Source organism: Corynebacterium sp. KPL3927 (assembly GCF_040225835.1).
Classification (GTDB): domain Bacteria; phylum Actinomycetota; class Actinomycetes; order Mycobacteriales; family Mycobacteriaceae; genus Corynebacterium.
Window position 1 is genome coordinate 14148 of sequence record NZ_JBEHGD010000009.1, and the last position, 19856, is coordinate 34003.

Consider the following 19856-nt stretch of genomic DNA (forward strand, 5'->3'; position numbering starts at 1 on the left):
GCCCGCGGACCTACGCAGTGCGGGCTTGGGCGCTGGCGATGAGCACCTCAAGCAGCGTGGGATAATCCACGCCAGAGGCCGCCAGCACCTGCGGGTACATGGAAATCGGGGTAAATCCCGGCAGGGTATTGACCTCGTTGATGTACAGGCCTTCTTCGGTGACAAAGAAATCCACCCGGGAAAGGCCGGCGCAGTTGAGCGCCTTAAAGGCCCGAATCGCCATATCGCGCAATTGCGCCGTGAGCTCTTCCGAGAAACGCGCGGGAATCTGGGCCGTGACCACGTTATCTAGGTATTTGGTCTCAAAGCCGTAGAAGCCCTCATCGGAGTCATCAATGCCCTTGAGCAGGGCCGGCACCGAGGCAATAAGCTTGCCATCCGGGTATTGCAGCACGCCGACCTCTACCTCACGGCCGACGATTTCTGGCTCGACCAGAATCTTGTCATCGTCTTCCAAGGCAATGCGCACGGCTGCTGGGAAATCCGCCCAGTCGCTCACCTTGGATACCCCAATCGAAGAGCCCCCGCGGGCAGGCTTAACAAAGACCGGAAGGCCAAGCCGCTCCTTTTCCTCCGCGGTTAATTCCTTGCGCCCTTGGACAATGACCTCTGGTGCCACCGGCAGGCCCGCTGCGGAAAGAATCTTCTTGGTAAATTCCTTGTCCATTCCTACCGAGGACGCCAATACGCCAGGGCCCACATATGGGATACCGGAGAGCTCAAAAAGCCCCTGCATTGTGCCGTCTTCACCATAGGGACCGTGGAGAATGGGAAAAATAACGTCGACCTGGGCATACAACGATCCATTATTAATCGCGCGGATTTCGCCCTTGCGCGAAGGATCGGCAGCCAAAGCCAGTTCCGTGCCGTACTTGACCTCCGGCATGACGCCATCGACGATTTCTAGCCCCTCGGTATCACCGGGTGTCCACGCACCCTCGCGCGTAATGCCAATAGGCACCACCTCGAAATTTTCCGGATCGAGGTGCTTCATGATTGCGCCTGCGGATACGCAGGACACGGAGTGCTCGGTACTGCGGCCACCGTAAAGGACGGCCACGCGGGTCTTTTCAGTCATGGGCGATGATTTTACCTTTTTGCTACTCCGACTTCTTGGAGCGACCCATAAGGGCGATGATCATATCGTCTACCGCCATGCCCTGATGGCACACTCCGTAGACGGCTTCCGTAATGGGCATCTCTACACCAGCCTGCTGGGCTAAGCGGAAGATGGAATCCGAAGAAAACACACCTTCTGCCACCTGGCCATTGGTAGCCGCTTTCGCTTCTTCTAGGCTGCCGCCTTGACCAAGGCGGTAACCGAAGGTCCTGTTGCGCGAAAGCGTTGAGTTACACGTAGCAACCAAATCGCCCAAACCTGCCAAGCCGGAAAAGGTGAAAGGCTCCGCGCCCAACGCCGTGCCAAGGCGCGTAATTTCCGCCAAGCCGCGGGTAATCATCGTAGCCATGGTGTTATTGCCCAGCCCCTTGCCTGAGGCCATGCCGCAGGCTAAGGCGATGACGTTTTTGCAAGCACCACCGATTTCAGCGCCGATGACATCGGTATTTGTATAGGGCCGCAAGTAGGGCGCTGCGATAGCCGCCTGCACTGCCTTGGCACGCTCTTCGTCGGTGCACGCGATGACCGTGGCCGCAACCTGCCCCTGCGCCACTTCCTTAGCCAAGTTGGGCCCAGAAAGTACCGCCACGCGCTGTGGATCCACGCCTGCCGCATCCACGATGACTTCGCTCATGCGCTTGAGCGTGCTGGTCTCTACGCCCTTGGAAATGGAGACCAGGGTGGAATCTTCAGGTAGTGCGGGCGCCCAGCGCTCCACGTTGGCGCGCAGGGACTGCGACGGCACACCGAATACCACGATATCCGCGCCGGAGAGCGCCTCTGCCTCATCGTGTGTAGCGCGCAGCGCTGCGGGAAGGTGAATATCCGGCAAATAATCCGGGTTGGTGTGCGTTTTATTGATCGCGTCCGCCAATTCGGTCCGTCGCGCCCACAGGGTGACATCATTTCCTGCGTCCGCGAATACCTTGGCTAGGGTGGTGCCCCAGGAACCGGCACCCATCACCGCTACATTTACCATGGCTTCCTCCAAACGTTTTTCCTATTATTTCCACCTTAAGGCATTTATCATTCTGGGCGTGGCAAGGATGCGGCAGGGATCTCCCCCGTGGAACAATGATCATGAGGTTAACGCCAATTTTTTACTTACCGAAGGAAGGCACAAAGAGCTATGCCGAGCGCGAAGAAGATGCACGAGACCGATAAAGATAAAAAGTCCGAAAAATTCATTTCCGGCCGGCACCAAGAAATTCCGGTGGAGCCCGCTAAGGAATTTCCCCGCACTACCCTTGCCGCTGGCGCCGTCGTCTGGCGCGGCGAGCCTGCGAACCCAGAAATCGCACTCATCCATCGCCCGCATTATGACGATTGGTCCCTGCCCAAGGGAAAGGTGGACCCAGGCGAATCGCTACCTACTACCGCGGCGCGGGAAATCGAGGAAGAAACCGGCTTTCACGTGCGCCTTGGCAAGTTGATTGGCAAGGTTACCTACCCCGTACAGGGTCGCACCAAGGTGGTCTATTACTGGGCGGCGTTCTACCTCAACGGCACCTATACGCCCAACGATGAGACTGATGAGCTGCGTTGGGTGCCCATAGGCCAAGCGCAACAGCTTTTGTCTTATGACGTTGACACCGACGTCGTTGCAAAGGCACAAAAGCGGCTGCAGCTCGCCCCCACGACGCGCGTATTGTACGTTCGCCACGCTCACGCCCATGACCGTAAGAAGTGGGAGGGCGATGACAATCTGCGACCTTTGGATAAGAAGGGGCGCCGCCAGGCGGAAATGCTCGTGCCCATGCTGGCCGCATACCACCCCACCGCGATCTATTCTGCTCGCCCGCACCGCTGCCAGCAAACCGCCGCACCGCTTGCCGATGAACTGGGTAAAGACATTGCCATTAATAAGGACTTTGGCGATGAGGTGTGGGAAAAGAACCCGGCGGCCGCCAAGAAAGCTTTCCTCCGCGTTGTAAAAGATGGCGGGGTGCCTGTCATTATCAGCCAGGGACAAACCATCCCTGGCATCATTGAGGACTTAGCACCGCAATTCCTCAAGAAGCCGCAGGAGGAATTGAAGTTTAAAAAGGCCTCGGTGTGGGTTTTGTCCTTCAATAACGGTGAATTAACTGGCGCCGATTATCTTCCCAGCCCCCTGCCTGTGCGCTAGTTAGCCTGGGACGCACGAGTCCCTACCCGCCTAGCCGTGCATGCCGAGGTTGCGGCGCACGAAAAGGATGGGGGCTAAGGCCATGAGTCCCGGCAGCACGACAAAACCCACCACGGTTGAGCCTAGCGCCATGTGGAGAATGATGAGCGCGATACCGACCAGCAAGGTGGTACCGACGTTCTTCTTTGCGATCTCTGCGGAAAGCTTGAAGCAGGCCCCTAAGGATAGGTCGGGGCGCGCCGCCTTGACGGCTGGGACCCACCACCAGAAGAACAGGGCGAAAAGTCCGGGAATTACCAGCAGGACTAAGCCGATGCCGATGACCACGCTGGTTACGAGGTAGGCCAGCATGATGCCACCCATGCCTTTGAACGTGAAGAAATCACCGAATGTTAAATCCTGGCCATTGACCTGCTTATTAGCGGCTTGGCACCAGATTGCAGTTGCCCACAGACAGACAATTATCAGGGCTACTACCGCGAGGGCGAGTAACAGCACGCCCAGCACGCCGAGGGAACCGTCCAAGGCTGTTCCCTCGGTCGCCGCCTCGATGGAAAGGGAGCCGCCACCGGCGGCAAAGATGACGGCGATGATGAGGTATGCGACGAAAAGGACGACCATTTGCACCAGCGGGGCAACAAGCCACGGTACCCAATTGCGGCCGAAATAGCGGAAACTATCGCCAATAATGCTGACGGTATCAATATCGCCTGGAGCGGGCGACTCACGAAAATATCCCGGTTGCCCACCTGAGTAGGCCTGTTGGGAGTGGTGGTTGTAACCATCATGGTCGCGTGATCCGGAATAAGGCGAAGTCATACCGCAGAGAATAATAGATAAACCCAGCTGCACGCTTGCAAAGTTAGTATTGTTATTCGACCGTTACCCCACCACTGCCCCGGATCATGGCGACGGTGGTGTGCGCTCCCCGCCACAGCGTGGGGCGCACCTGCTAGATTAGTCCGCGTGAACCGCGGGTTTAAAGCTGGCGCGGGAGTGCTCGAAGCTCGTGATCGCTTCTTCATTGCGCAGAGTGATGCCGATGTCATCGAGGCCTTCCATCAGGCGCCAGCGCGTATAGTCATCAATATCGAATGAGTAGGTGTTTTCACCAACCTGAACGGTGCGCGCCTCCAGATCGACAGTGACTTGGGTTTCCCCTGCCTCCAACTGCTTCCAAATAAGCTCGATGTCCTCTTGTTCCATCAGCCCTGTAAGCAAACCAGACTTTCCTGAGTTACCACGGAAGATATCCGCAAAACGCGAGGAGAATACTGCTTTGAAGCCGTATTCGCGCAGGGCCCATACTGCGTGCTCGCGAGAGGAACCGGTGCCAAAGTCGCGCCCGGCAAAGAGAACGGAGCCGTCCTTGAACTGCTCTTGGTTAAGTACGAAGGTGGAATCAGAGCGCCAGTTGGAAAACAGGCCCTCCGCAAAGCCCGTACGCTTGACCGATTTGAGGTAACGCGCGGGAATGATTTGGTCCGTATCCACGTTTGATGCCCGAAGCGGGACTCCAGTGCCAGTATGGGTGATAAATTTCTCCATTATTTCAACCTTTCTCGCGTGCTTATTTCAGGTCAGCCGGGCTGGACAGGTATCCGGTGACAGCGGTAGCGGCAGCAACCTGCGGGGAAACGAGGTGGGTTCGCCCGCCAGGGCCCTGCCGGCCTTCAAAGTTACGGTTGGACGTGGATGCAGATCGCTCCCCTGGCTTCAGCTGGTCAGGGTTCATGCCCAGGCACATGGAGCATCCCGCCGTGCGCCACTCTGCACCGAACTCCTGGAAGATTTGGTCGAGGCCTTCCTTTTCCGCATCGGCTTTGACCACCGTGGAGGAAGGAACCACGATCATGCGCGTATTGGCATCGATGGTCCGCCCCTTGACCACCTCAGCGGCGGCGCGCAGATCCTCGATGCGGGCATTGGTGCACGATCCCACGAAGACGGTATCGATCTTGATATCGCGCAGTGGGGTTCCTGGTTGTAAGTCCATGTACTCCAAGGCCTTTTTCACGGTGGCCTTGGAATTGTCATCGCCGCAGTCTTCCGGATCCGGTACGGTTTCGCCCAGTGGCAGGCCTTGACCCGGGTTCGTTCCCCACGTTACGAATGGTGTCAACGCTGATCCGTCGATTTCTACGACGCGATCGAATTCGGCGCCATCGTCAGTAGGCAGCGTCTTCCAGTAATCCACCGCGGCATCCCAGTCGGCGCCCTTTGGGGCGAACTCGCGACCCTTGACGTACTCAAACGTCGTTTCATCGGGCGCGACCATACCGGCACGTGCGCCGGCCTCAATGGACATATTGCAGATGGTCATGCGGGCTTCCATGGACATCCTACGGATGGCTTCACCGCGATATTCGATGATGTAACCCTGGCCCCCGCCGGTGCCGATCTTGGCGATGATCGCCAGTATGAGGTCCTTTGCAGAGACGCCTTCCTGCAATTCGCCGGTGACTTCGATGGCCATTGTCTTAAAAGGCTTCAAGGAAAGCGTTTGGGTGGCCATGACGTGCTCTACCTCTGAGGTGCCGATGCCCATGGCGATGGAGCCGAACGCACCGTGGGTCGAGGTATGCGAATCGCCGCACACGATAGTCATCCCGGGCTGAGTAATGCCCAGTTGTGGGCCTACGGTGTGCACGATGCCTTGTTGCTCATCACCCATCGAGTGCAACCGCACGCCAAATTCTTCGCAGTTCTTGCGCAAGGTAGAAACCTGGGTGCGCGATACCTCATCTTTAATCTCTAAGAGGTTGCCGGATTTAATACCCTCCGTCGGCACGTTGTGGTCCTCGGTTGCCAGGTGCAATTCCGGGTGCCGCATTGTGCGACCTTGCAGGCGCAGTCCGTCGAAGGCCTGCGGACTGGTAACTTCGTGCAAAAGTTGAAAGTCAATATAGATAAGGTCTGGTGCGCCCGCGTCGCCCTGCTGGACAACGTGGTCACGCCATACTTTTTCTGCCAAGGTCAGCTGCTGGTTCATAAACATCACTCCACACTTGAAATCTCATAATTTGGGACGTAGATTTCATTATATGGGAGAGTATAGCGCAGTTTCCGGCATTAAGGTACTAGATCGTGCAATGGCCATCATGATGGCCGCCGCAAACCATCCATCGACCCTTAATGAGTTATGTGAAACCACGGGACTACCTCGAGCAACGACGCACCGACTAGCCACCGCGTTAGAAGCACACCGTATCCTCGTGCGCACCCCTGAAGGAAAGTGGAAGGCCGGCCCAGCACTCCCCGGCAACCGCGATCACATCTTAGAAGTCGCAGGCCCCATCATGGATCAGCTCCTCAACCGCACCGGTGAGTCCATTCAGCTCTATGAGTTCACGGGAACCACCCGCACCTGCATTGCCACTCGCGAACCCAAATCCGGCCTACACAACGTGGTTCCGGTGGGGCGACAGCTACCACTAACCTCTGGTTCTGCAGCACGCATTATCGCCGGCTACGTGGACTTTCCCCTTGACGCCGCGCAATTCAGCACTGCCGAGGTGGAAGCTGCCCGCCGCCAAGGCTACGCAGAATCCATCGAGGAACGCGAAGCTGGCCTAGCTTCCATTTCCGCCCCCGTCTTTGACTCTTCTGGTGTTTTTCGCGCAGCGCTGTCTATCTCAGGTTCCGCTGAGCGCTTCCGCCCCTCGCCCGCTAAGAAGTACGCCCACCTCCTTACCTCCGCCGCTCAAGAGCTTTCAGAGCTGCTCTAGCGCCCCAATTTCCTTAACCGACACCCTGCGCCGCCCTTCGGCCCAGGGCGTTGCCGTGTTTTACCTCCCGCATAAACCGCCCAAGTTGCGGCCTAGTGAAAAAATACCGAAAAACTCCAGCACGCTATTGAAACCGAACTGAAAACATGATTTAATGAAAACAGAGTGAAAACGAAAAGGTCACTCCCCGACCAAGACACGGAAAGGATTCATGATTATGACTCACGCTACCCACACTGAACACGAGCACACCCACGGCGAAGGCTGCGGCCACGTTGCTTTCCCACACAAGGACCACACCGACTTCGTCCACGATGGCCACATCCACCGCGAGCACGAAGGCCACTGGGACGAATGCGAGACCAACGAGCACATTGAGGCTGAAGCCCACAACGACCACACCCACGGTGAGGGCTGCGGCCACGTTGCTGTCCCGCACGGCGACCACGTTGACTACATCCACGACGGTCACCGCCACGCCGCCCACGGCGATCACTACGACGAGCACTAAGCCTCGCCGCCTAGCGCCCTGCAGGGCCCGAGCGCCGCGATAATCCACCGCTTTCAAGCATGGATTATGGCGGCGCTTTTCTACGTATTAGCCCAGCGTGAATTAACCTTTTATTAACCTTAGTCGCAGTCGTTCGCGGAACACGGTGGCCAAGAGGTAACCAAGCTGTCAATTTCGCGGAATCTGCCCGCTTGACTATTAGTTAACACCGTTTCGGTGCTACGGTCTTTCGAGTGATTACTAGTTGGAAGCTTTTTCTCCAAGACTACGTCCGCCTGTGGCGGACGCCGCAAGTCTGGGTGATTCTCATCGGTTTGATGATTACCCCTGCCTTATATTCTTGGGTCAATGTCTCCGGTTTTTGGGATCCCTATGGCAATACCGAACACCTCAAGGTAGCCGTGGTGAACGAGGACAAGGGTGCCTCGTCAGATCTCACCGGCGATATTGACGTCGGCGGGCAAATGATGGAAAAGCTGCACAACAATGACAGGCTCGGCTGGCAGTTTATGGACCGCGGCGAAGCTGAACACGCCGTAAAATCTGGCGACGTTTTTGCCTCCATCATCGTGCCGGAGGATTTTTCTTCTGACTTTGTCAGCCTGTTCCAAGGCACTTATTCTCAGCCCACCTTGGAGTACCAGGTCAATGAGAAAATCAATGCCATTGCTCCCAAGGTCACCGACTCTGGTTCTTCTACCCTCGAAACCACGATTAGCGCGACCTTTAATGAAAACGTCGCGAAATCGGTTTCCACCGAGCTGAGAAATTCTGGCGGCGACCTCAGCGATAGGATCAATAGCACCGCGGGCAATACCGCGAACTCCTTCTCAGAGACCGCCGATACCGTGGCCAATTCGCGCAATTCCCTGGCGGATGTCAACGCCACTATCGACGATGCGCGCCCCACTATCGCACAGGCGCGCACGTCGCTAGGCTCCGTGCAGACCACGATTGATGACGCGCAGCAGGCCTTAAACCAGGTCACCTCCTTGACCGACGAGGTGCAAAAGGAAGTAACTTCCTTCGCCGACGATGCAACAGCTGCTTATATCCAAGGCACGACTGCGCTTGCCGATGGCACCGCAAACGCCAATGCCAATATCGGTTCTGTCACCGGGCGGTTAAACGGCGCTCTCAACCGCGTCGATGCCGCGACAGACGGCGCCCAAGGCATCCTCGGTCAGGCTGATAAAGCCATCGACCAATTAGCCGGAGTCGCTTCCCTGCCAGCCCTTCCCCCAGAGGTATCGCAGCAGATCAACCAGTCGGTTTCTGATCTGCGTGACCGCAACGATCAAAACCGCGCGGTGCTAGGAGAGCTGGATTCCCTTAATAGCGATACTAATGCCACCCTTGATTCGCTGAATAAGACCTCGGAATTGCTCAATTCCATGGCATCCCAGGCCCGCGATGATTCCCACGGACTGCGCGATGACGTGGCCAACGGCTTACCTAAGCTCAATTCTGCGCTGTCTAATGTCTCCGCTACCGCTGGGCGGCTATCTGCCTCGCTCAACAGCCAAAAGGCTCTGGTTGGGCAAACGGACGGGCTTCTCGGGGGCGTCGACGAGCAGCTAACCCACGCCCAAGAAGTGGTAAAGCGCTTCTCGGTTGATCTGGATCGCGTCGAAGAAGGCCTTCGCTCCGCGCGCACCGATGTTATTGCCTTAAGCAACACGGCCAATAACAACACCGTGCTGAAGTCCGTCAACGGTCTTGATACGGACCACGTGTCTTCCTTCCTCTCCTCGCCTGCAGAGATGGAAAGCCATGCGGTCTTCCCCGTCACGCACTACGGCTCCGGCATGTCCTCGCTGTTTATCAACCTCACGCTGTGGATCGGCGCGTTTATGCTCCTAATCATTTTCCGCGCCGAGGTTGACCCACAGGGCCGCCGGGATCTGACCATCACTAAGGCGTACTTCTCGCGCTTCTTGCTGCTCGGTTTTTTCGCCATTGCCCAGGCGCTGATCGTTTCCATCGGTAACTTGGTCATCGGCGTTGAGCACGTCAGCGCCACCGCTTATGTCCTTACCTCCGTATTCATCAGCCTGTGCTACCTCAGCATTACCTATGGCCTAGTCTCGACATTCGGTCACGTGGGCCGCGGCATAGCGGTGGTCTTTGCCTTCATTCAGATTCCCGGCGCATCGGGCTTGTACCCCATCGAGATGACGCCGGACTTCTTCCGCGCCGTCCACCCCTTCTTGCCCTTTACCTACGGCATCGACGCGATGCGCGAGACGGTGGGCGGGTTCTACGGCACCCATTACATCCGCGATATCGCCGCGCTGACCGGAATGGCGGTTGTTGCCTACCTCATGGGCACACTCTTAAGGCGCAGCCTGTCCAACGTCACCATGCTGGTCAATGACGAGCTGGCCAAGGGCGGGCTCGTTATCAACGAGCAGGTCCACCTGATTGGCAGCCGCTACCGCTTCACCGATCTTCTGTATGCCTCCGCAGACCGCGAGGGATACCAAAAGAGCTTGGATACCAAGTGGATGACCGCGCGGAAGAATTATTCGCAGCTGATGAAGCTGACCATTGCCATCGGGGTGGCCTTGGTGCTCGCGCTCGTGATTTGCTCCCGGTTCATGCCGGACCAGAAAGCGATCCTTTTCGGCATTGCATGCCTCGTGGCGCTGATTGCGGTCGCGACAATTTGTTCGCTGGAATACGTGAAGCAAAGCATCGCGCACGATAACCGCTTGGCGGATCTCAGCGATGAAGAAATTCAGCAGCACCTAGAGCATCAACGCCAAAACCCCAATCAATATCGGCTAGAAGATGTCCAGTCAGATAAACACCCCGAAATATCTTCTGCCCCACAATCGCAGGGCGATACTACAGATAAGCCCGCCGACGACGGCGAAGAATCCGGAAAGGGAGATAAGTCATGAACAATATCCTGACCATTCTCCGCGATGACCTTAAGGCCATCCGTAGCAACGTAATGACCGCCGTCATCATTTTCGGCCTCGCCATTATCCCGCTGCTTTTTACCACTTTTAACGTGCTCGCCAGCTGGGATCCATTTGCCAACACCAAACAGCTCAAAATCGCCGTCGCCAGTGAGGATGAGGGACACCAAAGCGACCTCGCTTCGCTTAAGCTCAACTTAGGCGATGAGGTTTTATCCCAGCTCAGTCGCAACGACGAAATCAACTGGGTCCTCACCAACAGCGATGATGCCGTAGAAGGGACCAAATCCGGTGAGTACTACGCCGGCATCGTCTTGCCCAAGGATTTTAGCTCCAACCTCCTCACCTTCTATGTGGAAGGAACCGAGCCGAGCAAGCTCAATCTCTACACCAATGAGAAGAAGAACGCGCTGTCGACCACGATTACCCAACGCAGTGCTACCGGTGTGATCCAGAAGATCGATGAGTCATTTACCCGCGTCGTATCCAATGTGGGCCTAGGCGTCATTTCCTCGCTAGACCAGTACCTTGATGAGGGTGATACCCAGGCTGCGCTCAATAACGTGCACAACCGAGTCAATACCGTACAGTCGCGCCTCGATGCGGCCTCTGGCACGGTCATGGCGCTGAGCAACCTGGTAGATTCCACCATTCCGCTCACCCAGGCGGCCAATAACATCCTGAATGAGGCGGGAAACCAAGCCTCCAGCACGACCAATGACAACGGCGATTCCCCCATCGATATCCTAAAGTCCACGCTGGATGAATCCACTGGTTCCTTGGATGCTTCCCTTGCCGCAACGACGCAGAGCTACGAGGTACTATCCTCACAAATCGAGGAATTGCTGAACAACGCCAGCGCCACCTCCGCGCAAACCGCCCAGACCTTCCGCACTGCCGCAGACCGCGTGGGACAGCAAACCGCCGCGTTCCAAGGCGTCAAAGACAGCATCCAGAAGGAAGCCGATAAGGTCGACCTTCCAGGCCCTGTAGCGGCAGGATATAAGGCTATGATGGGGCAGCTGGATGCCAGCATTGCCCAGAGCAATGCGCTGCACGATTCTTTGACTTCTACAGCCGATAACATCGAAAGTGGCGGGGATTCCCAGGACTTTAAGCAGCAAACGCAAGATGCGATCGCCAGCGCCAAGCAGGCCGTCGAAAACGCCCGCAACTCCTATAACTCTAATCTGAAGCCACAGCTAGCGGCTCTGGGAGATAGTGTAGGTACGGTTGCTAGCGATGTTGATGCGGTCAAGCGCGATATCGCGGGCATCCGCAATACCGTCTCTGACGACAACGATGCACTCGTGCGGGTGCGCGATCTAACCGCAAGTCTATCCGGCACATTGCAGCAGCAGGCAGGCCGCTTTGGCGAACTCAGCCAAAAGATCGATGAAATCCGCGACGGCGGTGACCTCAGCCAGCTCGCCGGTCTCATTGGCGATGACCCCGAGCTTCTGGCCTCCCGCATCGCCTCGCCGGTCAATGTGGACCGCCAGCCCATCTACGATGTTGCTGCTTTCGGTGTTGGAATGACGCCGTTCTACCTCACGCTTTCGCTGTGGGTGGGCGCCCTGCTCGCCTGTGTGCTGGTGCACACCAACGCTGAGCGCAAATTCTTGAAGAAGAACGAAGGCCTCGACAAGAAGGACCACTTCACTAGGAACCAAGCCTTCTTGGGCCGCTTCCTTACGTTCGGGCTCATCGGCATCGCTCAAGCCACCCTCGTCGTCCTAAGCCTGATTTTCTTCGTGGAGATCGAGCCCGAGCACCCATTCATGATGCTCTTTGCCTCGTGGATAATCTCACTGGTGTTTATGTTGATAATATATTCACTGGTTATCACATTCGATAGCGCGGGCAAGGCCCTCGCAGTCCTGCTTTTGGTTATCCAAGTCTCCGGTTCCGGCGGCGCATATCCCCTGCCGCTGCTTCCGGAATGGTTCCAAAATGTCAGCCCGTGGCTGCCGGCTACCTACGGCATCGACGCGTTCCGCAGCGCCATCGCCGGCATTTACGAAGCCGATATCCTCCACGAGCTCGGCATGCTCCTCCTCTTCGCCATCCCAGCGCTCATCCTCGGCCTGTTCTTGCGCCCAGCCATGGATAACTACCACAAGCGCCTCCAGAAGGCGATTAAGAAGACGAAGGTCATGGCTTAGCTTCCACCTTCGAACAACGCCCAATGCAGCCTGAGAGGCTCGCTGGGCGTTCTTTCTTGCAGTGGTCGAGCCACCACCCTCCCTTGGCGCTCACGGAGGCCCACAACCCACCCCAGCTCTCGCATAGCCAGTGAGCGCGAAGGGCGGACTCTGGGGCCATAGCAGGCGCTTTCCGATGCCTCCCTCGCTCACCGCACCCCGACAACGCGATGCTCCATGTGGTGCAGAGAGAGCCGTTTAAACGCCACTTAATCGGCCTAAACGACAGGATGTGTTGGTGAAGTTATATGTTTAGCCCGTCTGGCCTGCTGGTATTAGGATTATTTCACTTATCCGGAGACATAACGCAGCCTCGGACCTGAAATACCGCCGGGGGCGTGCTGATGTGCTAAGCGCTGAGGTTCACGATGAATGGATGAGTAAGAATCATCCTCGATGCCCCGTCTGTAGCGAGGTGTGCACCAAAATACGGGACTACAAGCACCTATGCACCAGCGATGGCGATGGAACGCCTGTAAAGCCACTGTCACTCGCGCTAGAGGCCGACCCAGGAAAGTGGGCGAATCAGGGCGCAGACCCACGAGCCAAAGCACACACCCTAGCCAACCAAGAAACACAAGCCACCATCGGCCGTGAATACGGCCGACCAGCAACTTTCGACAGTTGCCTACAACCACTCTATGGGAATACGCAAAGGCCACATGCCCTAAACCACGCAGTCCACCAACACAAAATGTCGTTTACCCCGACACGCCAGAAAACAACACATTTTGTCGTTTAACCCACTTAATCTACTTCTCTAGCCCCCTGGAGACGCGAGAAAAAATGGCAAAAGAAAAGGCTGCGAGCGGTGAACCTCGCAGCCAAAATATGTACCCCGTACGGGATTTGAACCCGTGTTACCGGCGTGAGAGGCCGGCGTCCTAGGCCGCTAGACGAACGGGGCTCGTTCGCACGTAGCATGCAAATCAAAAGCAGTGCTGCTTTCTCACTTGCTTGCTGCGGACTCGTTAAACAGTAAACGATGGGTAAACACAATACAAATCAGCAGATAGTAAGTGACTTCGCGCCGGTAAATCCCCCAGTTCAGACCCACTTTGGTCCCGATTGAGGCCTAAACGACAGGATGTGTTGGTGAAGTTATATGTTTAGCCGGTCTGGCGTGCTGGTATTAGGATTATTTCACTTATCCGGAGGGATAACGCAGCCTCGGACCTGAAATACCGTCGGGGGCGTGCTGATGTGCTAGGTGCCGAGGTTCACGATGAATGGATGAGTAAGAATCATCCTCGATGTCCCGTCTGTAGCGGGGCGTGCACCAAACACGGAACGACGAGTACTGGGCGTCAACGCTGGCGATGCCGCACCTGCAAAGCCACCTTCACCCGCGCCAATGACGACGCAGTTCAAGCAAAATGGTTCCGCCTTTTTATCAGTTGGCTCACCTCAGGCCGCAGCCTGGCAGAGACCGCTAAAACCTGCGGTGTTTCAACGCGAACTCTGCAACGACGCTTCAAATCTTTCTGGCTCATCCAACCTCCCCGAAGCGTTGATAAGCAGCGAATATACGATCAAATCTTCATCGACGGCACTTACGTCAACACCAAGTGCCTAGTCGTAGTCGCCGATGCCAGCCATGTCATCAACTGGTTCTGGTGCACTAAGGAATCATCCTGGTCGTATATGCGCCTGCTAGACCCTCTGGCCCCACCACGACTTGTCACCTGTGACGGGCATTCAGGAGGGCTTAAAGCAGTAAGCCGCCTGTGGCCTGACACCGCCGTGCAGCGATGCATTGTCCACGTCAAACGCAACATTCAACGCGGCACCGGCCTTCACCCCACCTCCCCGATGGGTAAAGCACTGCGACGGCTTTCATTTGAGCTACTGGCAGTAAGCACTCTAGATGAAGCCGCTGAATGGACAGGCAAGCTACACCAGTTCGGCACCGTATTTAGAACTCAACTCAAAGCCCGTACCTACGTCAAAGACGTCCCCTTTGAGCAAATCCCGAAATCTAAACGCGGCAACAAAAAATGGTGGTACACCCACCATATCCACCGGGGTATTTACCTGGAGCTGAAGAAAATGAGCAGGAATGGTCACCTATTTTCCTATCTCATTCAAGCAGAACAAGGCCAGCGTCTAGAGCGCACGACAAACAGTTTGGAAGGTGGCGTGAACTCGCAAATCAAGAAACTGATGCACGACCACCGAGGACTGCGTGACGAGCAACAACGCCTCGCCTGCGACTGGTGGCTGTACCTACACACGCAACTGCCTGACGACCCCGTAGAGATCGCCAGGCAGCACAACTGGGGCCAGGACGCACTCGCCAAAGCACACACCCTAGCCGACCAGGAAACACAAGCCACCAGCGGCCATGAAGATGGCCGACCAGCAACTTTCGACAGCGCCATCGACACTGCCTACAACCACTCTATGGGAATACGTAAAGGCCACATACGCTAAACCCCTACCCCCACCAACACAAAATGTCGTTTAACTCGACACGCCGAAAAACAACACGTTTTGTCGTTTAACCCCCGATTGAGCCGCGGGCGCATATGAAAAATTCCTCCAACCGTGGTGGCTGGAGGAATCATTTTATTTGTACCCCGTACGGGATTCGAACCCGTGTTACCGGCGTGAGAGGCCGGCGTCCTAGGCCTCTAGACGAACGGGGCATAGAACTAGTGAGCCTGCTTTAAAAGCATTTTCACTGCTGGCCTACCAGGACTCGAACCTAGAATGGCGGTACCAGAAACCGCTGTGTTGCCAATTACACCATAGGCCATTTGCTCACTCGCTTGGAATCGCATCCTTATCGGCTGCGCTCCCTTGCTCGCTGCAACGTGTTATAACTATAATGATCGTTATCCAATGCGCCAAATCGCCAGCGCAACCGGCATTTTTAGGCGTTTTTCTTGAGCTAAACTAAAGCGGCAGATGACATCTGTGTAGTTCGATGTTCATCCGCCGCTTTAGCGGGCTGCGCCCACCATGCTTCTGGTGGTGCCAGCCTTACTCGGCCGCAGGAACGTACGGAGTTACCTCGCGGGCAGCACGCAGGCGCGCCAAGGTGGACTCCTTGCCCAAAAGCTCCATGGACTCAAACAGCGGTGGCGAAACCTGGGCACCAGAAATGGCTACGCGCAGCGCACCGTAGGCCTTGCGCGGCTTTAGCTCTAGGTCCTCAATGAGCGCCTTGGATAGCGCGGCTTCAATAGCATCGGTCTTCCACTCCTCTACCGCTTCAAGGGTGTCAATGCCCACCTCGAGGGGTTGGACGGCATCTTCCTTCAGGTTCTTCTTGGCCGCCTTTTCGTCCAAGGTGAGCTCTGCATCGGGCGTGATAAGGAAGCTGAGTAGCCCATAGGCATCGGCAAGCGTCTTAATGCGCGTTTGCGCCAGGTCCGCAGCGAAGGCGAATTTCTCGCCATCATAATCGGCCGGGAAGTCGGTGTACTCCGTCAGGTAATTGCGCAGGCGGAAGGCAAATTCCTCAGGATCGAGAAGTCGAATGTGGTCGGCGTTGATGGCCTCGAGCTTCTTCTGGTCAAAGCGGGCCGGGTTACCCAGAACGTCGTTTACATCGAAGCTTTCAATCAGCTCATCCATGCTGAAGATGTCCTGATCCGCGGACAGGGACCAACCCAACAGCGACAGGTAGTTGAGCATGCCCTCGGGGATGATGCCGTTATCGCGGTGATTGAAGAGGTTGGACTGCGGGTCGCGCTTGGACAACTTCTTCTTCCCCTCGCCCATCACGAAGGGAAGGTGACCAAACTCCGGAGTAAATTCCGCGATGCCGATTTCCTTCAGCACGTCATACATTGCCAGCTGGCGCGGGGTGGATGAGAGAAGATCCTCGCCGCGCAGTACGTGGGTAATGCGCATCAGCGCGTCATCTACCGGGTTTACCAGGGTGTAGAGCGGAGCTCCGTTGGAGCGCGCCACCACGTAATCAGGCTGAGTTTCAGACTTGAAGGACATCTCGCCGCGCACGAGGTCGGTCCAGGCCCAATCCTTGTCCGGCATGCGCAGGCGCCAGACAGGTTTGCGGCCTTCAGCCTCAAAGGCCTCGATCTGTTCCTGCGTCAGGTCACGGTCGTAGTTGTCATAGCCCAATTTAGGATCGCGCCCGGCTGCCTTGTGCCGCTCTTCTACTTCCTCCGCGGTGGAGTAGGCGGGGTAGACGTGCCCGGCATCGATAAGCTTATTGAGCACGTCTTTATAAATGTCCATGCGCTGGGACTGCCGGTACGGTTCATGCGGGCCGCCCACATTGACGCCCTCATCCCAGCCCAATCCGAGCCAGGTCAAGGAATCAATGATGGCCTGGTAGGACTCTTCCGAGTCGCGGGCAGCATCAGTATCTTCGATTCGGAAAATCAACTTTCCGCCGGTGTGGCGGGCGTAGGCCCAGTTAAATAGGGCGGTGCGCACCATGCCGACGTGCGGGGTACCAGTGGGAGAAGGGCAAAATCTAACGCGAACTTCAGTCATGGCCACCATCGTAGTGGAGCCGCGGGACACAGTCCGCACCAGCCCAAACCAGCGCCTCACTCTACTACCCAAAAGTGCGTCTTCATTTACTTTCTTACACACAAAAAGGGGTAGATGATAACGAGTTTCATTATAAACCCACAGGTAAACGGGAACGGTTTTCAATCGATTATTCAGTATTGGGAATCATTTTCTATAGTTTCGAGGTGAACTACTGACAACTGCAGAAAGGTAACGCGCTGGTGGCATCTCCTCGTATCCGCTTCATAGCCACGCTCAGCACGATCGCGCTGATCACCCCGGCTACCGCCTACGCCGGCCCAGACGATGGCAAACACATCGCAACCCAAACCCACGTCGACTCCCCCAAGAGCTTTTGGGAAGAAGACAACTTCCTGCTGAAATCCGAATTTTCCGGCCAAACTCCGCTTATCGATGACACCGTTGCTTGGATAGGCAAAGGCTATACCCGCGAAGACGAGGACGGTAAGCGCCACCAGAACTTTATGTATTCCCTGCCTGAAAACGGCACGCAGGACTACATCGGTGACCCAGGCACCACCTACTACACGGCTCCCTACCAGGCCTCCGCCAACCAAGAACCCATCTGGATCGGTTTCGGCGCAGACACTGGGCTTCCCGTGAAAGATTTCCGCGATAACATCGCCTTCCTCGACCTTTTAAGCGTGGATGGCCCGGGCGACGTGGAGCTTTTTACCAACAAGGACGATGAAGACGGCGCCGAGCTCCATCGCATGCTGGGCTCCTTCCAAGACTCACCGCACTCCACATACCTCAATGCCGGTACCCACACTCATAACGCCACTCTCTTTACCAAGCCCGGCCGTTATCGCTTGACCTATCGCACCACCGCGCGCACGGCGGATGGGCAGCTCGTGGCCAGTAAGCCGCAGACCACCAGCTATCAAGTGGGCGGGCAAAAGCCAAAGGATGAAAAGACCCCCAGTCTCAAGGAACGTTTCGAGAACTCCTCCTCCGGTGATGTGGCCGCTGCTGGCTACAGCCTGAGCATGGATAAGAAGCAGCATCCGGAAAAGGACGGTGACGATAAGCTCACCACCATTTCCTTCGATGCAAAGAACAAGGCATCTGGCACGCTTACGCTGCTTATCGATGGCTACTTCCTCACCGATCTGCCTGTCACCGACGGCCACGCCGAGTGGGATGAGTACATGGGTCCAGAATCGTCCAATATCCAGGCCGTCTTTACCCCAGAAGGCGATGCGCCGCGCTGGATTTCGCAACAGGTGAAATTTACCCCCGGCTCTTCCGCCCACACCGACTCCTCCTCTTCCGAAGAGAAGTGGGAAGAAGCCGAGAATCCGCGCCAGCTGGCCCCTACCGAAGAGGTAACGCTGCAAGAAACCGGCTATAAGGTGCGGATACGCCAGCAGGGCAAAGGCGGAACCAAAATTATCATCGATATGGATGATAAAAACTTCAGCGGCGTGATGACTGGTGGTCTCTATGCCGACAAAAACGACGCGGACCCCACGGCACCAGTGGAAGCCCCAATTACCAACGGGCACGGAGAGGCTACTTTTACCAATGGCGAGTACTTTGAGAACAAGATTGCCAAAGTAAACGTCTTCCCGCACTCCACGGTCAAGGCCGGCCACGGTAGCACGGTGCTAGCCGAGCCCTTCGAATTCGGTGAAAACTACGAAGCAGAAGGCGAGCTTTCTACCAGCGCGGACGGGAACGCCGCTACTCCAGGCGAAAAGCCTGGGGCTGGCGATTCACTTGCGCCCGGCGATACGCCGGCACCATCTCAACCGCCACAGGACGAGGAGGCTCAACGCTGCAGCGAAAAGCAGGTACTTGACCGCGGGCACGTCGATATCAAGGCGCTGCCTACTGACGACGGTTTCCGCACTGTCCTGCGCGATGACACAGGCCAAGTAGATAAGGAGTCGGTAGACCGCTCGCTGGATGACGTGGTGCTCGGCGTGCACAAAAACGCGCTTACTCCCCGCGGCCAGCAGCTGGGTGATAAAAAGTTCGATTTCCTTGGCAATATCGGAGACCGCTTCTACCACCTGCCGCAGACGCAGAACCAAGCCATCATCTGGCCGGGGTATAACACCGAAAAATTGGATTATTCCAAGATGAAAGATGGCACGGTCAATTTGAACCTCAAGCCCACGCACACGCCAGAGGGCGCTGAGTGGGGCGCATACATCGATAAGGCCAGGGGTGTCGGCTATGACGTCCTTGCCAATTCCGCCGAAAACGATCACACGATCGAGACCACTTTCGCATCGCACAAGCATACCCATTGGGCTTTTACCAAGCCGGGCATCTACACGTTTGAGGCAACCTATACGGCGACTACCACCGATGGTAAAGAACTTGCATCCAAACCACAGACGTTGACCTTTGCCATTGGTGATGAGGCGGTGAAGTCCTGTTCTACGCCTGCGCCATCCGATGCCCCATCGGACAAGCCTTCCGAGAAGCCGTCCGAGAAGCCTTCGGACTCGGCAAAGCCGTCCAAGCCATCGAAACCGTCTAAGCCTTCCAAGCCATCGAAGCCATCCGAGCCATCTAAGCCGTCGGATCCCGCAGGGTCCTCGTTTAATCCTTGGACTCTGGTCTTGCCCGCGGTCCTTGGCATCACCTTCAAGGCCTTCTACAACTTCTTCCGCGACAACCAAGACCTCATTCGTGAGCGCTTTGGCTGGCGCATCTAACTACTAATCCGCAGCAAATGGGAACCCACCCCAGGCGCTTTAAAGGAAGCTCAA

At 56.5% G+C, this 19856-nt stretch carries 13 protein-coding genes, 3 tRNA genes and 2 pseudogenes; 9 read left to right on the forward strand and 9 right to left on the reverse strand.

The window, feature by feature from the left end; genetic code table 11:
* Window positions 1-10: 10 nt before the first annotated feature.
* Both ABRP86_RS06095 and ABRP86_RS06100 read right to left on the reverse strand, forming a co-directional pair.
* Window positions 11-1078 (reverse strand): D-alanine--D-alanine ligase family protein, encoded by a 1068-nt coding sequence (locus ABRP86_RS06095; protein ID WP_349863078.1) that lies wholly within the window; start codon window positions 1076-1078, stop codon window positions 11-13.
* 22 nt (window positions 1079-1100) lie between these two features.
* Window positions 1101-2099 carry an NAD(P)H-dependent glycerol-3-phosphate dehydrogenase gene (locus ABRP86_RS06100; protein ID WP_349839052.1) on the reverse strand — a complete coding sequence of 333 codons (999 nt, stop codon included), beginning with the start codon at window positions 2097-2099 and terminating at the stop codon, window positions 1101-1103.
* A 150-nt stretch (window positions 2100-2249) separates the two neighbouring features.
* Here ABRP86_RS06100 and ABRP86_RS06105 point away from each other — a divergent pair, with 150 nt between their 5' ends.
* Window positions 2250-3248, forward strand: coding sequence for an NUDIX hydrolase (locus tag ABRP86_RS06105; RefSeq protein WP_349863081.1), 999 nt, complete (start codon window positions 2250-2252; stop codon window positions 3246-3248).
* A gap of 30 nt (window positions 3249-3278) precedes the next feature.
* Here ABRP86_RS06105 and ABRP86_RS06110 read toward each other — a convergent pair whose 3' ends face one another.
* The 3 genes from ABRP86_RS06110 to leuC all read right to left on the reverse strand — a co-directional run bounded on the left by ABRP86_RS06110 (window position 3279) and on the right by leuC (window position 6240).
* Window positions 3279-4067, reverse strand: a complete 789-nt coding sequence (locus tag ABRP86_RS06110; RefSeq protein WP_349863082.1) for a hypothetical protein — start codon at window positions 4065-4067, stop codon at window positions 3279-3281.
* A gap of 138 nt (window positions 4068-4205) precedes the next feature.
* Complete coding sequence (gene leuD, locus ABRP86_RS06115; protein ID WP_349863084.1) at window positions 4206-4796, reverse strand: 3-isopropylmalate dehydratase small subunit; 591 nt, start codon at window positions 4794-4796, stop codon at window positions 4206-4208.
* A gap of 22 nt (window positions 4797-4818) precedes the next feature.
* Window positions 4819-6240, reverse strand: a complete 1422-nt coding sequence (leuC, locus tag ABRP86_RS06120; RefSeq protein WP_349863086.1) for a 3-isopropylmalate dehydratase large subunit — start codon at window positions 6238-6240, stop codon at window positions 4819-4821.
* Between the two features lie 52 nt (window positions 6241-6292).
* Between leuC and ABRP86_RS06125 the strand changes: the two genes are divergently transcribed.
* From ABRP86_RS06125 to ABRP86_RS11670, 6 genes and pseudogenes are all read left to right on the forward strand, one after another.
* Window positions 6293-6976: an IclR family transcriptional regulator gene (locus tag ABRP86_RS06125; RefSeq protein WP_023031098.1), complete on the forward strand. Its 684-nt coding sequence runs from the start codon at window positions 6293-6295 to the stop codon at window positions 6974-6976.
* A 217-nt stretch (window positions 6977-7193) separates the two neighbouring features.
* A complete protein-coding gene (locus tag ABRP86_RS06130) occupies window positions 7194-7487 on the forward strand; it encodes a hypothetical protein (protein WP_349863090.1) in 294 nt (97 codons plus the stop codon).
* Between the two features lie 233 nt (window positions 7488-7720).
* Entirely contained in the window at window positions 7721-10393 is a 2673-nt protein-coding gene (locus ABRP86_RS06135; protein ID WP_349863092.1) for a YhgE/Pip family protein, read from the forward strand.
* Window positions 10390-12579: a YhgE/Pip domain-containing protein gene (locus ABRP86_RS06140; protein ID WP_349863094.1), complete on the forward strand. Its 2190-nt coding sequence runs from the start codon at window positions 10390-10392 to the stop codon at window positions 12577-12579. The genes ABRP86_RS06135 and ABRP86_RS06140 overlap by 4 nt, the downstream gene beginning before the upstream one ends.
* A gap of 415 nt (window positions 12580-12994) precedes the next feature.
* Window positions 12995-13116 (forward strand): annotated as a pseudogene (locus ABRP86_RS11665) (transposase-like zinc-binding domain-containing protein); the annotation flags it as partial.
* Between the two features lie 37 nt (window positions 13117-13153).
* Window positions 13154-13289: pseudogene (locus ABRP86_RS11670) on the forward strand (IS1249 family transposase); the annotation flags it as partial.
* 163 nt (window positions 13290-13452) lie between these two features.
* Here ABRP86_RS11670 and ABRP86_RS06145 read toward each other — a convergent pair.
* A tRNA-Glu gene (locus ABRP86_RS06145) sits at window positions 13453-13525 on the reverse strand.
* 326 nt (window positions 13526-13851) lie between these two features.
* On the opposite strand from ABRP86_RS06145, the gene ABRP86_RS06150 reads away from it, so the two are divergent.
* Window positions 13852-15051, forward strand: a complete 1200-nt coding sequence (locus ABRP86_RS06150) for an IS1249 family transposase (protein WP_349863097.1) — start codon at window positions 13852-13854, stop codon at window positions 15049-15051.
* A gap of 142 nt (window positions 15052-15193) precedes the next feature.
* Here ABRP86_RS06150 and ABRP86_RS06155 read toward each other — a convergent pair.
* The 3 genes from ABRP86_RS06155 to gltX all read right to left on the reverse strand — a co-directional run bounded on the left by ABRP86_RS06155 (window position 15194) and on the right by gltX (window position 17097).
* Window positions 15194-15266 (reverse strand) — tRNA-Glu (locus ABRP86_RS06155).
* 38 nt (window positions 15267-15304) lie between these two features.
* Window positions 15305-15376: transfer RNA gene (locus ABRP86_RS06160), tRNA-Gln, on the reverse strand.
* A gap of 227 nt (window positions 15377-15603) precedes the next feature.
* On the reverse strand, window positions 15604-17097 hold the full coding sequence (gltX, locus tag ABRP86_RS06165) for a glutamate--tRNA ligase (protein ID WP_349863178.1): 1494 nt from the start codon (window positions 17095-17097) through the stop codon (window positions 15604-15606).
* A 233-nt stretch (window positions 17098-17330) separates the two neighbouring features.
* On the opposite strand from gltX, the gene ABRP86_RS06170 reads away from it, so the two are divergent.
* Entirely contained in the window at window positions 17331-19802 is a 2472-nt protein-coding gene (locus tag ABRP86_RS06170; protein ID WP_349863099.1) for a choice-of-anchor M domain-containing protein, read from the forward strand.
* Window positions 19803-19856 lie beyond the last annotated feature (54 nt).

What these genes read in the sequence shown, in the direction of transcription:
- ABRP86_RS06095 (WP_349863078.1), bottom strand. Translation starts at nt 1,078, where the DNA reads ATGACTGAAAAGACCCGCGTGGCCGTCCTTTACGGTGGCCGCAGTACC.
- ABRP86_RS06150 (WP_349863097.1), top strand. Translation starts at nt 13,852, where the DNA reads ATGAGTAAGAATCATCCTCGATGTCCCGTCTGTAGCGGGGCGTGCACC.
- gltX (WP_349863178.1), bottom strand. Translation starts at nt 17,097, where the DNA reads ATGGTGGCCATGACTGAAGTTCGCGTTAGATTTTGCCCTTCTCCCACT.
- ABRP86_RS06110 (WP_349863082.1), bottom strand. Translation starts at nt 4,067, where the DNA reads ATGACTTCGCCTTATTCCGGATCACGCGACCATGATGGTTACAACCAC.
- ABRP86_RS06105 (WP_349863081.1), top strand. Translation starts at nt 2,250, where the DNA reads ATGCCGAGCGCGAAGAAGATGCACGAGACCGATAAAGATAAAAAGTCC.
- leuD (WP_349863084.1), bottom strand. Translation starts at nt 4,796, where the DNA reads ATGGAGAAATTTATCACCCATACTGGCACTGGAGTCCCGCTTCGGGCA.
- ABRP86_RS06125 (WP_023031098.1), top strand. Translation starts at nt 6,293, where the DNA reads ATGGGAGAGTATAGCGCAGTTTCCGGCATTAAGGTACTAGATCGTGCA.
- ABRP86_RS06130 (WP_349863090.1), top strand. Translation starts at nt 7,194, where the DNA reads ATGACTCACGCTACCCACACTGAACACGAGCACACCCACGGCGAAGGC.
- ABRP86_RS06140 (WP_349863094.1), top strand. Translation starts at nt 10,390, where the DNA reads ATGAACAATATCCTGACCATTCTCCGCGATGACCTTAAGGCCATCCGT.
- ABRP86_RS06100 (WP_349839052.1), bottom strand. Translation starts at nt 2,099, where the DNA reads ATGGTAAATGTAGCGGTGATGGGTGCCGGTTCCTGGGGCACCACCCTA.
- leuC (WP_349863086.1), bottom strand. Translation starts at nt 6,240, where the DNA reads ATGAACCAGCAGCTGACCTTGGCAGAAAAAGTATGGCGTGACCACGTT.